The organism is Streptomyces sp. TS71-3 (genome assembly GCF_018327685.1).
Taxonomy (GTDB): Bacteria; Actinomycetota; Actinomycetes; order Streptomycetales; family Streptomycetaceae; genus Streptomyces.
In genome coordinates this window covers 2,544,448-2,557,983 of sequence record NZ_BNEL01000003.1, presented here as the reverse complement: position 1 = coordinate 2,557,983, position 13,536 = coordinate 2,544,448, and the positions used below count along the sequence as shown (strand labels likewise).

Annotated in this window: 14 protein-coding genes; 6 read left to right on the top strand and 8 right to left on the bottom strand. The window is 72.2% G+C overall.

Annotated elements, in window-relative coordinates; genetic code table 11:
• The first annotated feature begins 283 nt into the window (after window positions 1–283).
• On the top strand, window positions 284–1,606 hold the full coding sequence (locus tag Sm713_RS34920) for a PP2C family protein-serine/threonine phosphatase (RefSeq protein WP_212913950.1): 1,323 nt from the start codon (window positions 284–286) through the stop codon (window positions 1,604–1,606).
• Between the two features lie 163 nt (window positions 1,607–1,769).
• Complete coding sequence (locus tag Sm713_RS34915; protein WP_212913949.1) at window positions 1,770–2,096, top strand: hypothetical protein; 327 nt, start codon at window positions 1,770–1,772, stop codon at window positions 2,094–2,096.
• Window positions 2,097–2,231: 135 nt separating this feature from the next.
• Here the strand turns inward: Sm713_RS34915 and Sm713_RS34910 are convergent, their stop codons facing one another.
• Window positions 2,232–2,720 carry a nuclear transport factor 2 family protein gene (locus Sm713_RS34910; protein ID WP_212913948.1) on the bottom strand — a complete coding sequence of 163 codons (489 nt, stop codon included), beginning with the start codon at window positions 2,718–2,720 and terminating at the stop codon, window positions 2,232–2,234.
• A gap of 162 nt (window positions 2,721–2,882) precedes the next feature.
• Here Sm713_RS34910 and Sm713_RS34905 point away from each other — a divergent pair, with 162 nt between their 5' ends.
• Entirely contained in the window at window positions 2,883–3,710 is an 828-nt protein-coding gene (locus tag Sm713_RS34905) for a LysR family transcriptional regulator (RefSeq protein ID WP_212913947.1), read from the top strand.
• Here the strand turns inward: Sm713_RS34905 and Sm713_RS34900 are convergent.
• Window positions 3,690–4,412 (bottom strand): GNAT family N-acetyltransferase, encoded by a 723-nt coding sequence (locus Sm713_RS34900; protein WP_212913946.1) that lies wholly within the window; start codon window positions 4,410–4,412, stop codon window positions 3,690–3,692. The two genes, Sm713_RS34905 and Sm713_RS34900, sit on opposite strands and share 21 nt — an antisense overlap.
• A 125-nt stretch (window positions 4,413–4,537) precedes the next feature.
• On the bottom strand, window positions 4,538–5,092 hold the full coding sequence (locus Sm713_RS34895; RefSeq protein WP_212913945.1) for a winged helix-turn-helix transcriptional regulator: 555 nt from the start codon (window positions 5,090–5,092) through the stop codon (window positions 4,538–4,540).
• A 240-nt stretch (window positions 5,093–5,332) separates the two neighbouring features.
• Here Sm713_RS34895 and Sm713_RS34890 point away from each other — a divergent pair, with 240 nt between their 5' ends.
• Window positions 5,333–6,250: an NmrA family NAD(P)-binding protein gene (locus tag Sm713_RS34890; protein ID WP_212913944.1), complete on the top strand. Its 918-nt coding sequence runs from the start codon at window positions 5,333–5,335 to the stop codon at window positions 6,248–6,250.
• A gap of 85 nt (window positions 6,251–6,335) precedes the next feature.
• On the opposite strand, the gene Sm713_RS34885 is transcribed toward Sm713_RS34890, so the two are convergent.
• Window positions 6,336–7,223 carry a helix-turn-helix transcriptional regulator gene (locus Sm713_RS34885; protein ID WP_212913943.1) on the bottom strand — a complete coding sequence of 296 codons (888 nt, stop codon included), beginning with the start codon at window positions 7,221–7,223 and terminating at the stop codon, window positions 6,336–6,338.
• A 191-nt stretch (window positions 7,224–7,414) separates the two neighbouring features.
• Between Sm713_RS34885 and Sm713_RS34880 the strand changes: the two genes are divergently transcribed.
• Both Sm713_RS34880 and Sm713_RS34875 read left to right on the top strand, forming a co-directional pair.
• On the top strand, window positions 7,415–8,242 hold the full coding sequence (locus tag Sm713_RS34880; protein WP_212913942.1) for an SDR family NAD(P)-dependent oxidoreductase: 828 nt from the start codon (window positions 7,415–7,417) through the stop codon (window positions 8,240–8,242).
• A 55-nt stretch (window positions 8,243–8,297) separates the two neighbouring features.
• Window positions 8,298–8,981 (top strand): NAD(P)-dependent oxidoreductase, encoded by a 684-nt coding sequence (locus Sm713_RS34875; RefSeq protein WP_212913941.1) that lies wholly within the window; start codon window positions 8,298–8,300, stop codon window positions 8,979–8,981.
• A 13-nt stretch (window positions 8,982–8,994) separates the two neighbouring features.
• Here Sm713_RS34875 and Sm713_RS34870 read toward each other — a convergent pair whose 3' ends face one another.
• The 4 genes from Sm713_RS34870 to Sm713_RS34855 form a co-directional block, all read right to left on the bottom strand.
• A complete protein-coding gene (locus Sm713_RS34870; protein WP_212913940.1) occupies window positions 8,995–9,408 on the bottom strand; it encodes a carboxymuconolactone decarboxylase family protein in 414 nt (137 codons plus the stop codon).
• Between the two features lie 132 nt (window positions 9,409–9,540).
• Window positions 9,541–11,619 (bottom strand): alkaline phosphatase family protein, encoded by a 2,079-nt coding sequence (locus tag Sm713_RS34865; protein ID WP_212913939.1) that lies wholly within the window; start codon window positions 11,617–11,619, stop codon window positions 9,541–9,543.
• A 273-nt stretch (window positions 11,620–11,892) separates the two neighbouring features.
• Entirely contained in the window at window positions 11,893–12,759 is an 867-nt protein-coding gene (locus Sm713_RS34860; protein WP_212913938.1) for an EamA family transporter, read from the bottom strand.
• Window positions 12,749–13,483, bottom strand: a complete 735-nt coding sequence (locus Sm713_RS34855; protein ID WP_212913937.1) for a MarR family winged helix-turn-helix transcriptional regulator — start codon at window positions 13,481–13,483, stop codon at window positions 12,749–12,751. Before Sm713_RS34855 ends, Sm713_RS34860 begins: the two co-directional genes overlap by 11 nt.
• Between the last annotated feature and the right edge of the window lie 53 nt (window positions 13,484–13,536).

Sequence of the window (13,536 nt, the reverse complement as noted above, 5' to 3'; positions counted from 1 at the left end):
ACTCCCCTGCCCGCGCCCCCTGGGCCGGGCGGTCCGCCACCTCGCCTTGGAGGCGGGCCCCCTCCTGCGTCGCGGCCTTGGCCGGGAGAGGCCACCGAGGCTCTTGAGGAGCCGCAGCCGGCCCCCGCGTGAGGTCCCGCTACGCACCACGGCGCCGGGGCCCCGCGGGTCGCTCCCCGTTCCTCCTCGCAGTGCACGGCCGCGGCCGAAGGCGCCGGGACGCGGCCCGCGGTGGCGGATTCCGGGCCACCGAGACCGAACGTCGGACGAACAGGCGCCTGTGATGACAAGCAACGAGAACGTCCCGGAACCGTCGGACGGGGTCCCGCGGCTGCGTCTGAGCGGTGAGCTGGAGGGGATCGCCGAGCAGCTCAGATCGCTCGCCCGGGCCCAGGACGGGTTGCACGCCCTGTACGAGGCGGTCCTCAGCCGGAACGTCGAGCTGACCGTGGTGCTGCAACTGATCGTCGAGACGGCGATGGAGCTGGTCGGCGCCCGCTACGGGGCACTCGGCGTGCTCGACGAGAACGGCGAACACCTCGCGCAGTTCATCCCGATGGGCCTGTCCGAGAAGGAGCGGGCCGACCTTCGCGGCGTGGAGCTCCCTCGCGGCCGCGGACTGCTGGGGCACCTGATCGCCGTTCCGGGCACGCTGCGCGTCGATGACATCTCCGCCCACCCGGAGTCGGCCGGCTTCCCGCCGGGCCATCCGCCGATGCGCACCCTGCTCGGGGCCGCGGTCAACACCCGTGGCCGCATCTACGGAGACCTCTACGTCTCCGACCGGCTCGACGGACGGCCCTTCGACGCCCACGACGAGGAGCTCATCGCCGCGCTCGCCAGCGCCGCGGGCCTGGCCATCGACGACGCCCGCCTCTACGAGCGGACCCGGCTCGACGCCGAGCAGTTCCAGCGGCACCTGCTCCCGCACCTGCCCGACCTGCGGCCCTTCGAAGCCGCGGCCGCCTACCGCCCCGCGAGCACACCCGCGTACATCGGCGGAGACTGGTACGACGCCCTGCTGGTCCCCGACCGGGCCTGCGCGGCCGTCGTCGGCGACGTCGTCGGCCACGACCTGCGCGCCGCGGCCGCCATGGCGCAGGTACGCAACATGCTGCGCGCCCTGCTCTACGACCAGCACGCCTCACCCAGCGCGGTCCTCTCCCACCTCGACCGGGCCCTCCAGGCGATCACCGACCAGCCCGTCACCACAGCGTGCCTCGCCCACCTCGAACCGGCCGGGCCGTGCGACTGGATCCTGCGCTGGAGCACCGCGGGACACCTGCCGCCCCTCCTGCTCACCCCCGACAACCGGGTCCACTACCTCCAGGTGGAGCCCGACCTGCCGCTCGGCGTCGAGACCGGGCAGCCGCGCGCCGACCACACCCACCCCGTGCCCGCGGGCTCCACGGTGATCCTCTACACCGACGGCCTCATCGAGGACCGGCGGCAGCCGGTCGAGACGGGACTGGAACGCCTGGCCGCCCTCGTCACCGAGCACACCGCCCTGCCCCTGAAGGACCTCGTCGAGGCGCTGGTCGACGAGCACCCCAGCGACGGCCACGACGACATGGCCGTGCTCGCCCTGCGGGCACCGCGCGCCTGACAGCGCATCGGCGCCGTGCTGCCGGGCCGTCACGGCCTGACGCGGTCCCCGATACGCTGACGCGCGCGACAGCAGAGAGGGATGCCGGCGAAGTGCAGTCCCAACCCCAGTTCCACGTCCACCAGCGGGTGACGACGTCACCGGCGCGGGGCAGCCCGTGGGCGTGTTCAGCAAGAAGTTCGGCAAGTCGCTGCTGCGCTCGACCTGGCAGCTCGACCAGCCGGGACTGCCCGCGGTCACCGTGCAGGAGCGCAGCGCCGCGCTGGCCGTCTTCCGCCGGGTGTGGGGGCTGCTGCCGTGGGTCGGGGACCTGCCCTTCATCTGGAAGTACCACTTCGACTTCGTCGACGCGGATGGCCGGAACGTGGGCTCCTTCGAGAAGACGACCCGCTTCCGCGACCACTACCACGTACGGATAGGGGACGACCGGCTCGACCGGCGGCTGGTGCTCGCGCAGGCGGTGGCGCTGGACGCGCTCCAGTCACGCTGAGCGCCATGGCGTGGACCCCACGCCACCGCCCGCACCGTGGACCGGGAGGTGTCGTCCGGCTTGGAGCCGAGGGCGTCCACCGCCGTACCGGCGGTGGACCAGGGCCCTCACGTCAGCGGGCCACAGCCCTCACCGTCACACCCCCGGAACCGCCATCGGCATGTCCAGCAGGACGTCGTGACGGACGATCTTCCACTCCCCGTCGATCCGGCGGAGCTCGGTGTCGTAGTAGCCCGACTCGTGGGGCTCCACGGTGCCCTGCGCGCCGAACGCACCCTCCGGCCAGCCGCCGTCGGGGCGGCGCGCGGCGCGCACCCGGAAGACGATGACCTGCGCGTTGAGGTGCGCACGGTCGCCGTCGACCTCGATGACGTGGTCGGAGGTGGTGTGGTGGCTGGAGCCGCCCTCGGGGTGCGGCTCCATGAAGTTCTCGACCGCGTACCGCACCGCCGCGCCCCCGATGAGGGGCTCACCGAACGGTTCGTAGCGGTCGGGGCCGGTCTTGGTGTGGATCTGCACGACCGCGTCGTCGGTGAACAGTGCACCCTGGGCCACGCCGTCCCGCCGGTCCGTCGCGCGCACGTAGCGGGCGAGCACCTCCTGGATCCTGCGCTCATCACTCATATCAAGGACTCCTCGAACTCCACGGGATCTCGCACCCTGCGACGGCTTCGGGCACGGGCCTCTCGGCAGCGACGGAGGTCGCCGGCGGCCCGTGCCACCAGTCGACCATCCGCCGTGGCGGGAAGCCATGACCCTTTGGACATGCGGCTATACCCTGAAGACATGGATCGTCTGGATACCCGGGAGCTCGCCTACTTCGCCGCCCTGGCCGAGGAGCTCCACTTCAGCCGGGCCGCGGAGGCACTGGGCATCACCCAGCCGGTGCTGTCGCGCGCCATCGCCCGCCTGGAGCGGCGTATGGGGGTCCGGCTGCTGCGCCGCACGAGCCGGCGCGTGGAACTCACCGACGCGGGCCGGGTCTTCCGCGACGAGTGCCATGACCTGCTCGACGAGCTGGACGCCGCGGTGCGGCGCACCCAGCGGGCCGCGCACGGCCACCGACTCGTGATCGCCGTGCGGCCCGGCGCCGGGAGCGGCCTGCTGCCACGGCTGCTGCGCCTGCACACCGGGGCGGAGCCGGAGCTCGTCTTCACCCGCGACGCGGGAGCCGCGATACGGGACGGCAAGGCCGACGCCGCGCTGTTGTGCCTCGGCACCGACGACCTCACCGGCCTGGAGGCGGTCGAGGTGGGCAGGGAGAGCCCGGTGGCACTGCTGCGAGCGGACCATGCGCTGGCCGTCCGCCCCGAGGTGACCGTGGCCGACCTGCGGGAAGAGCCCGGCTACCGTGCCCAGTGCCCCGCGGCGGGACTGGACGAGATCATGGACCGGGTCGCCCTGGGCCGTCTCGTCACGGTGGTCGGATCGGCCGTGGCGGACCGGCTGCCCGGCGAGGTGACCGCGGTGCCCGTCTCCGATCTTCCCCCCACGACCCTCGCCTTCTGCTGGGCACTCGGCGCCACCAACCCCGATCTCCTCTCCCTTGCCGAGACCGTCACCAAGGGATCCACCCCGGTGCTCGACGGCGGTTCACGCCTCCTGGGGATCTGACGTGAGCCCGTCCGCCGGCATGGCGGACGACGACGTGAGGACGTAGTTCGCGGTGCGCAGGCGGAGCCGGAATCCGAGGGCCTCGTAGAGGCGGATGGCGTTCGTGTTGGATTCGAGCACGTGCAGGAACGGCGTCTCGCCGCGTTCCCGGATGCCGGCCGCGATGGCCAGCAGGAGGCGTGTCCCGAGCCGCTGTCCCCGCCATCCCGGATCGGTGCAGACCCCGCTGATCTCCGTCCAGCCGGGAGCGTGCAGCCGTTCACCGGCCATGGCGACGAGACGGCCCTCGCGGCGGACACCGAGGTAGGCGCCCAGCTCTATCGTGCGCGGCAGGAACGGCCCCGGCCTGGTGCGTTCGGCCAGGGCGAGCATCTCCGGAACGTCCGCCCGGCGGAGGGGGACGGCCTCCTCGTCCGGCGCGGCGGCGATCCCGTCGTCGACGAACTGCAGCAGGGGGACCACCCGCACGGTCTCCCAGCCGTCCGGAGGCTCGGGACGGGGACCGCTCAGGGTGACCTGCGTGCCGGGACCGGCGAGTGCCGCGATGTCCGCCCAGTCGGCGGCCCGAGGGCGTTCGGGCAGCGCCATGAACGGTGACATGTCGGCCGGGTAGCGCAGTGCGTTGCCGCGCCGCTGCGCGAGGTGGGCGTGCGGCCCGCTCAGTGCGGAGTGGATCGAGTTGTCCAGGACGTGCGTGGGCAAGGCGGTGTCCTCACTGCTGGAGAAGGGGTGGACTGAACTGGTGCGGGGCTGCGGTCAGTGACTGCTTCGTCGCGGGTCGCGCCCCACCCGGTCGCGACGGCCGCCACCGGTGGCCGGCGTCCGCATCACGACTCGCCCTCGCCGGCCCGGCCCGTACGCGAGGCCGCGAGCGGTTCGAGGAGTCGCCGGGCACCGGTGAGCCTGGCGGACACGGGATCGAGGTCGGACGTCGCCGGCTCGTACCCCGGACCGGGTTCGATGCGGGTCTGCGGGACCGGCACGAGCGAGCCGCATTCCCGGCAGCGCCCCTGGTCGTCGAGCAGACCCCCGTCCCGGTCGTGCCGCAGGGCGCGCCTCGCCCCGGCCGGGGAGTAGAACTCGTCGCCCCAGGCCATCAGCGCGCGCAGGATCGGCCACAGCGCGATGCCCTTGGCGGTCAGCCGGTACTCGACGGTGCCCGCGCCGTCGTCGTCCCGGGAGAACACGCCCTCACGCACGAGGAGCTTCAGCCGGTCGTTCAGGACGGCGCGGGGGACGCCGAGCTGGGTGGCGAGGTCTCCGAACCGGCTGACCCCGTAGAACGCGTCGCGGACGATGAGCAGCGTCCACCGCTCTCCGAGGACCTCCAGTGATCGCGCCAGCGAGCAGTTGCGGTCCGCGTAGGTGCTGGGAAGGGTCATGCCGCCACCCTACCTCCACCGAGTTCAGTCACTGAACCCAGTGGTGCTACGGTGCAGTAGTTCAGTGACTGAACTGGCCTGGGGCGAGAACCGGCCGCGCACGCGGCGCGGATCGGCCCGCCTGCGGAGCTGCTGCGACAGCCCGCCGAGACGGTGCGGACCGGCGTCCGCGGACGTGCGGCGGATCGTCGAGGCCCCGGGCCGGTGATCGGCTACGAGCCGCCTACGAGAGGTGTTCGCATGACCAAGGACGACAGGCTGTTCCTGATCACCGGCGCGACCGGCAAGACCGGGGGCGGGGCGGCCAGGCTGCTGCTGGAGCGCGGTTACCGCGTCCGCGCGCTGGCGCACCGCGAGGACGAGCGCTCCCGGGGGCTGGCCGACGCCGGTGCCGAGATCGCCGTGTCGGACCTGCACGACCTCGACGGCCTGGCCGCGGCCATGCAGGGCGTCACCAGCGCCTACCTGTGCTACCCGATCCTGCCGGGCCTGATCGAGGCGACCACCTGCTTCGCCCAGGCGGCGACCGAGGCGGGCGTCCGGTCCGTGGTCAACATGTCGCAGATCTCCGCCCGCCGCGAAGCGGGCAGCGAGGCCGCCCGGCACCACTGGCTGTCCGAGCGCCTGCTGGATCGGACCGACCTGCTCACCGCGCACATCCGGCCGACCTTCTTCGCCGAGTGGCTGACCCTGTGGTGGGAGAAGCGGGACGGCGAGGGCTACCTCCGGCTTCCGTTCGGCGAGGGGCGCCACGCCCCGATCGCCTCGGTCGACCAGTCCCACGTGATCGCGGGCCTGCTGCTGGACCCCGAGCCGCACGACCGCGCCGTCCACACCCTGCACGGCCCGGTCGAGATGAACCACCACGACATCGCCCGGGCCATGTCCACCGTGCTCGGCATCCCGGTGCACTACGAGCCGATCAGCGTCACGGAGTTCACCTCGGCCATGGCCGAACGCGGGGTGCACCCGCACCGGATCCAGCACTTCAGCAACGTCGCCGTCGACTACCGCAACGGCGTGTTCGCCGGCACGAACGACAACATCGAGCGGATCGGCCATCATGCGCCGATGTCCGTCGAGCAGTTCGTCACCGACCGCAAGGCCGACTTCGACACCAGCGGCCCGAACTTCGCCCCCGCCCCCTCCACCAGGTGATCGCCACCGCCACCGCTCCCTGAGACGCCGTCGGAGGCCCGGCCGTCCGTTCCCCGCGGGGAGCCGGTACGAGCCGGCCGCCGGCTCAGTCCTGCGGAACGGTCCGGCCGGCTTTCCCGCCGCCCGCGCGACTGTGGTCGGCGGCCCAGGCGGCGAGCACCGTCAGGGCCTCGTCCGAGGGCGATCCGGGGTCGGGGAGGAACGTGAGCAGGGTCTGGTCCGGGTCGCCGGGCAGGGACAGTGCCTCGGTGTGGAGGGTGAGGTGGCCGACGAGCGGGTGGTGGAGCTCCTTGGTGTGGTGGGTGAACTGCACCACCTTCTGCCCGGCCCACCAGCGGCGGAAGCGGTCGCTCTTCATGGACAGCTCGCCGACCAGTTCGGCGGTGCGGGTGTCGTCGGGGTGGCGGGCGGCATCCATCCGCAGTGTCCCCACGAACTCCGAGGCGATCCTCTCCCAGTTGTCCCCGAAGAGTGACCGCGCGGCCTCGTCGAGCACGATCCAGCGCGCGGCGTTGCGGTCCCGGGCCGGCATCCCGTCGAAGTCGGCGAGCAGGACGCGGGCCATCCGGTTGGTCAGCAGGATGTCGGTGCGGCAGCCCAGCACGAGGGCCGGGGTGTCCCCCAGCCGGGCGAGGAGCGCGTGGACCCCGGGACGTACCTTCTGCACGGTACGGGGAGCGCGGCGGCGTCCACCGGATTGCGGGCGTGCCACCGCGCGGAGGTAGCTGCGTTCCGCCGGGTCGAGCTGGAGGGCGCTCGCCAGGGCGTCGAGGACGGAGTCCGAGGGAGTGATGGGCCTGCCCTGCTCCAGGCGCGTGTAGTAGTCCACGCTGACGCCGGCCAGCGCGGCGAGCTCCTCCCGGCGCAGCCCTGGGACCCGCCGCGGCGCCGTGTCGGGCAGACCGAGGCGCTCCGGATCCATCGCCGCGCGATGGGCGCGCAGGAACTCGCTGAGCCCTTCGTTCCGCTCCATACCTCCATGGTCCCTCCTGCCGGAGCGGCGTGTCGCGGCGAAGGTGGCCCTCCGGATCCGAGGAAGGGGCGGGCCGGTTCCGGGGCCTCCGGAGGCCTCTGCCGGCGGTTTCCTGGGCCCCGGGACGCCGGCCGGGGTCCCGCACCCGAATGCCGTGCCCACCGCACGGCCCTCTCCAGGGGGTTTCCGACATGACTTCAACCTGGCTCATCACAGGCGCGACCTCGGGCTTCGGCCGGCTGGTCGCCGAGCGCGCGCTCGCCGCCGGCGCCCACGTGATCGCCGTAGGCCGCCGCCGCGACCGGCTCGCCGAGCTCGCGGACCACGCCACGCAGGGCAAGCTCACCACGATCGAGGTGGACATCACGGCGGACGGTACGGAGCAGTTCCTCGCCGACGCCGTGCGGACGGCGGGCGGTCTTGACGTCCTGGTGAACAACGCCGGCTACGGGCTGTTCGGCTCCGTCGAGCAGATCGACGCCGGCAAGGCGCGGGCGATCTTCGAGACCAACGTGCTGGCCAACCTCGCCGTCCTGCGCGCCACGCTCCCGGCGCTGCGCGCGTCCCGCGGCCGGATCGTCCAGATGTCCTCGATGAACGGCCAGCTGGCGTGGGCCTCCTCTGGCCTGTACTCGGCCTCCAAGGCCGCCGTGGAACTGGCCAGCGAAGCCCTCGCCCTCGAACTCGCACCGACGGGCGCCAAGGTCACCATCGTCGAACCCGGCGTCTTCGCGACCGAGTTCGCCACCAGCCTCCACGTCGTCGCCCCGGACGACGCGTACGCGCCGACGGTCGGGAAGTTCCTCACGGACTTCTCCGCGCAGCCGCCTTCGGCGTTCGGCGACGCGGAGAGGGTGGCGGACGCGATCATGGCCGTCACAGCGATGGAAGAGCCGCCCCTGCGCCTGGCCGTCGGCGCGGACGCCGTCGAGGGCATCCGGCGGTCCCTGCGCTCCCGCCTGGCCGAACTCGACCGCTGGGAGTCCCTCCTGCACGCTCCGGTCGGGGAGAAGGTCTGAGTCTTCCGACGGGTCCGGAATCAGTCATCACCCAGTTCTCAGTGGGAGTCAGCTCATGGAGACAGGCATCCTCGGTGCGTCCGGGACCATCGGCGGCAAGGTCCTCGACGAGGCGGTGAGCCGCGGGCACCGCGTCACGGCCTTCACCCGCACGGAGGCGGGAATCCCGGCCGAATCCGGAACCGTGACCTGGAAGACCGTCGACATCCTCGATGCGGACGGCATCGGGGCAGGCGTGGCGGGGCTCGATGTCGTCGTCAATGCGATCAACGTGGGTCACGACCTCCCCTCGACGATCGCCAACGCCGGCACGTTTCCGCTGGTGGCGCGCGCTCTGCTGACCGCGCTTGAACAGCACCCGGCGACCCGGGTCATCGTGGTCGGCGGTGCGGGCAGCCTGGAACTGAGGCCCGGGCTCCAGGTGATGGACGTCGAGGGCTTCGCCGAGACACTGCCCGAGAGGCTGGGTGTCCCCCCGGAGTACGCGAAGGTCGTCGCCGCACACCGTGAGGCGCTGAACCTCCACCGGCTGTCCAACCGCAACTGGACCTACCTGAGCCCCTCAGCGGGACAGGTCGTGCCGGGCGGACGCACCGGCCGTTTCCGGGTGGGAGGAGACGCCCTGCTGGTACAGGCCGGCGGCACCACCGGGATCTCGGCCGAGGACCTGGCCGTGGCGATCCTCGACGAGATCGAGGTGCCCCGCCACATCCAACGCCGCTTCACCGTCGGCTACTGAGGGGGAACCCCGATCACCGCGTCCCCTCCACTGGCAGCAGGCCGCGCTCCGCGAAGACCTCCTTGGCGACGTTGGTCGCGTTGATCGCACGCGGAAAGCCGCAGTAGCCGGCGGACTGCAACAGCGCCTCGATGATCTCGACGGGCTCGACGCCGACGTTGAGCGCCGTGTTGATGTGCAGGCGCAGCTGGGGCTCGCAGCCGCCGAGGGCGGTGAGGATGCCGATGGTGACCAGCTGCCGGTCCCTCGGCACGAGCTGCGGCCGGGCGTAGATCTCACCGAAACCCCAGGCCACGATCTGCCGCGCCAGCTCGGGCGAGACGTCGGCGAGCGAGTCCATGACACCCTGGCCCTGTCCCCCGCTGACCTCGTCGAGCAGTGCCATTCCCCGCTCGAAGCGGGCCTGTCGATCGTCGTGCTCAGTCATGGTCCGCACCATACTCAAGGCGTCGAGCGGTGATGGCGCTCGACCGACCGTCAGGCCCGGATCGACGGGGTCGGCGAGCACGCCGGCGACGGCGGCCAGGACGGTCGCCGTCGCCAGGGATGTCCCGGCCGGTCAGGCCCGTTTGGCGGTGGCGATCCGGCCGGCGTAACGCTGCGTCCAGGCGGCGTCGGTGCCGGCGGTGAGGATCACGTCGTAGTGGCCCTGCTGGGCCGGCCACATGACGGCCTCCTTCTTGCCGGGGGCCACCGTGACCTTCTGGGTGCGAGTGAGGTGGTCGTTGGCGGTGAGCGTGTACTGCACCGGCTTGCTGCCGTCGTTGTGCAGCGTGAGCCTCACCTGGGCCTGCTTGGTGCCCTCGCCCTTCAGCAGGTCGGCCTCCACGCGCGGGAGGGCGCCGTCCTTCTGCCCGGCGGGCGCGATCCGGCCGGCGAAGGAGCGTACGAAGCCGTCGTTGGAGTAGATCGAGAACGCGTACTTGCCGTCGGTGGCCATGGCGTCCCAGGTGTACTCGCGCGCCTGGCGGGCGGTGACGGTGAACGGCGTGCTGGAGAACGCCTGGTAGTCGTCGGGGAAGACCTGGAAGCTCAGGGCCTTGTCCTTCGGGCCGCCGGCCATGGTCATCCGGGCGGTGACCGTCCCCGACGCGCGGTCCTCCGAGATCGTCGCGTGCGGGTGGAAGCTCAGCGGTCGCGCCTTCATGTGGTCGGTGGGGATCGACACCGGCCGCTCGGCGAGCGGGTCCGGGAGGACGGCCGGCCCCGTCTGCGGGTGGGCGAAGTCGAGCGCGCTGGTCAGGTCGCCCGCGATCGAGCGCCGCCAGTCGCTGATGTTGGGGCAGCGGAACGGCTTGCCGAGGTGGGCGGACCAGACCTCCAGGAACTTGATCGTCGACGTGTGGTCGAAGACCTCCGAGGCCACGTAGCCGCCGCGGGACCACGGCGAGACCAGCAGCATCGGCACCCGCGGACCGAAGCCGAGCGGGTAGTCGCCGGTGTACTCGCCCGCCGTGCCCGCCTCGGGGAACGGCGGCAGCACGTGGTCGAACTTCCCGTCGTTCTCGTCGTAGTTGAGGATGAAGAGGGTGTGGTCCCAGATCTCGGGGTTGCCCTGCAGGATGTCGAGCACCTTCTTGACGTAGCGCTCGCCGTGCAGGGTGTCCGCGCTCGGGTGCTCGGACCAGCCGTACGGCGCCACGATCCAGGAGACCGCCGGCAGCGGGTGCTCCGCGCCCGGCCGGCAGGCGTCGTGCAGGCTCTTGAGGACGGCGTCGAGGTTCGCCTCGGAGTCGTCGCTCGGCGAGGTCATGCCGGAGTAGTACGTGGCGTTGCCGCGCCAGATCAGGCCGGTACCGGGCTGCAGCTTGGGGTCGTCGGCGCTCAGCCCCTCCGGGTCGAAGCCCTTGAAGTACTTCAGCTCGTTGTCGCCGTAGTCGCCGACCCAGGTGCTGATGTAGCCCTGCCGCCCGTCTCCGCTGTTGTCGGAGTAGAGCCGCCAGTCGATGCCGGCCTGCTGGAGCTGCTCGGCCACCGTGGTCCAGGGCCGGGAGTAGTTGGACTCGTCCGTGTTGCCCGTCTCGCTGCCCGCCGTACCGCTCCACAGATACTTCCGGTTCGGGTCGGTCGGCCCGAACTCGGAGCAGAAGTTCTGGTCGGCGATGGTGTACTGGGCGGCGACCGCGTGGTAGAAGCTCATGTAGCCGTCGCTGTGGTAGTTCATGCAGCTGGCGCCGTTGTGCTGCACCCACAGGTCCCACTTGCGGTGGTCGAGGTCGCCCCACGCTCCGTGGTCGTTGCCCCAGGCCCCGTCGTCGACCTTCGGGGTGACGATGGCGCCCTTGCCGTCCTTCTGCTGGAAGACGGTGGTGCCGTCCTGGAAGCGCAGCGCCTGCTTGTCGTTGAAGCCGCGCACGCCGGGGAACGTGCCGAAATAGTGGTCAGTGGAACGATTCTCCTGCGTCAGGATGACGACATGCCTCAGGTCGGACATGTCACCCTTGAAGCCCCTGGGCAGGACGGGCTTCGGCTTCGGAGCGGCGTAGGCGCCGCCCACCCCGGCGGTCCCTGAGAGCACCAGCGCTCCGGTGGCGACCCCCGCGCCGTGGAGGAACCGGCGGCGGCTGGTGCCGTTCGCCATCTCAGGCCTGCCGGCGCGTTCGGACTCGGCCGTGGTGGTGATCGACTCGGGGGACATGGAGGCTCCTCGCATGGGCACACATGGGCGGGGGTGGGGGGCAACCCGCCCATGGAAGCGAGTGGAGACCAACGCCGTGTGAACATCCGCCGAGCGATGATCAGCAGGACATCGACCGCGAGGTTGTCCGCTTCTGCGGGCATGTGAGGGGTGTGCACCCCGCCACGCCCGGTAAACCGCGTCGCGACGAGCGGGGTGGGCCCGGGTACATGACGCACCCAGAGGGTGCCGCATCCACCGGGAGGTGCCGTACTCATCCGGAAGGCGCCGTGTTCACCCGAGGGAGATGAGGGCGAGCGCCCCGCCCGCGCACAGCAGGCCCACCAGCTGGGCCCTGGTCAGATGCTCGCGGAGCAGCGTCACCCCGAGCAGGACGGGGATGGCCGGGTAGAGGGCGGTGAGGACCACGGCGAGGGAGAGAAGCTGCTCGCGGGTGGCCAGCGTGTACAGGACGATCGCGATGGTGCCCAGCGACCCCGCGCCCGCGGACAGCCAGGCGAGCCGGCCCGGCAGGCGCAGCCGGCCGGGCCTGAACGACACCATCGGCAGGATGGCGATCAGCGAGGCGATCCTGCTGGCGACGAGCGGCCACATTCCGGCGTCCGGATCCGCCCGGCCCAGCGCGATGAACTGGAGCGCGAAGCCCGCGCCGGCGATCAGTCCCTCGCGGGCGCCCGAGGCCGTGCGTTCGGCGGCGGGGACGCCCGAGGAGCCGGCATCAGCGCTGCGGGAGCGCGAGACCAGCCACAGCGCGAACGGCGACAGCGCGATCCCGATCCACGCCACCGCGTTCGGCCGGTCGCCCAGGAGCGCCACTGAGACGAGGACGGGAAGGGCGACGGCGGCCACGTCGCTGAGCGGCACGACGACGCTGAACCGCCCGTGCCCGAGGCCCCGGTAGAGGAAGGCCACACCGACCCCGGTACCCAGCCCGGAGAGCACACCCCACCCGAGCGACGCCGGATCGCCGGGATGCGGGGCGGCGGCGAACAAGGCCAGCACCAGGACGAGTGCGGTGCCCCCGAGCTGCCCGAAGAAGGCCACCGACGCCCCGGGGGCGCGGCGGGCCAGCAGGCCGTTGCCGAAGTGGGCCAGGCCGAAGCAGAGCGCGGACAGCAGGGCCAGGGCGTCAGCCGGCATGGGGTGGCCCCTTGGGGCGCCCGGTGGAGTCCGGGCCCCGCGCCGCCGGCCGCCGGGCGCCGGAGCGCGCCGCGGGGCGCTGGCCGGAAGCCGCGCCGTCCGTGCCGGCCGTGCCGCCGTCGCGGCCCGTTGTCCCGCCGTCCGACGGCCCGTGCAGCCGGCGATCGGCCTCGCCGACCGGGCAGACGGCGTCCTGCGCGACGCAGGCGAGCCGGTCGCACAGGCGGCAGAGCCGGTCGGCGTCGCCCGGTTCGTGGCACAGCTCGGCAAGCAGCTTGCCCAGGAGCGTGTCGAGCTGGCGCTGCTCGTCCTCGTCGAGGGTGCTCACCGCGGTGGCGAGCGCCTGACGGCGGGCACCCAGCAGTTCCTGGGCCGCGCGCGTTCCGAGCTCGGTGAGGTGAAGGCCGACCCAGTTCGCCCACGAGCTCTTCCGGGAGACCAGACCCTGCTTTTCGAGGTTCTCGACCATGCGCGTGGCCGCGGACTGGCTGAGCTGGATACGGCGGCCGAGCTCGGTGACGCTCACGCCGGGTGCGCCGGCGAGGACGACGAGGGCGGCGGCACCGCTGCGGCTGGTCTGCGTCGCGGCGGTGACCCCGCTCAGCAGGAGGTCGCTCAGCGCCAGGGAGGCCGCACCCAGCAGGTTGGACGTTCTCAGCTCGGCAGGCGTGGCGGGCGTGGGGGGTGTGGCAGGCGTGGATGAACCGGTCGTCGAAGCACCCATGCACTCTGCATACCCCCGGACGGCGGGAACGAAAACCCCATAATCAGATCGCC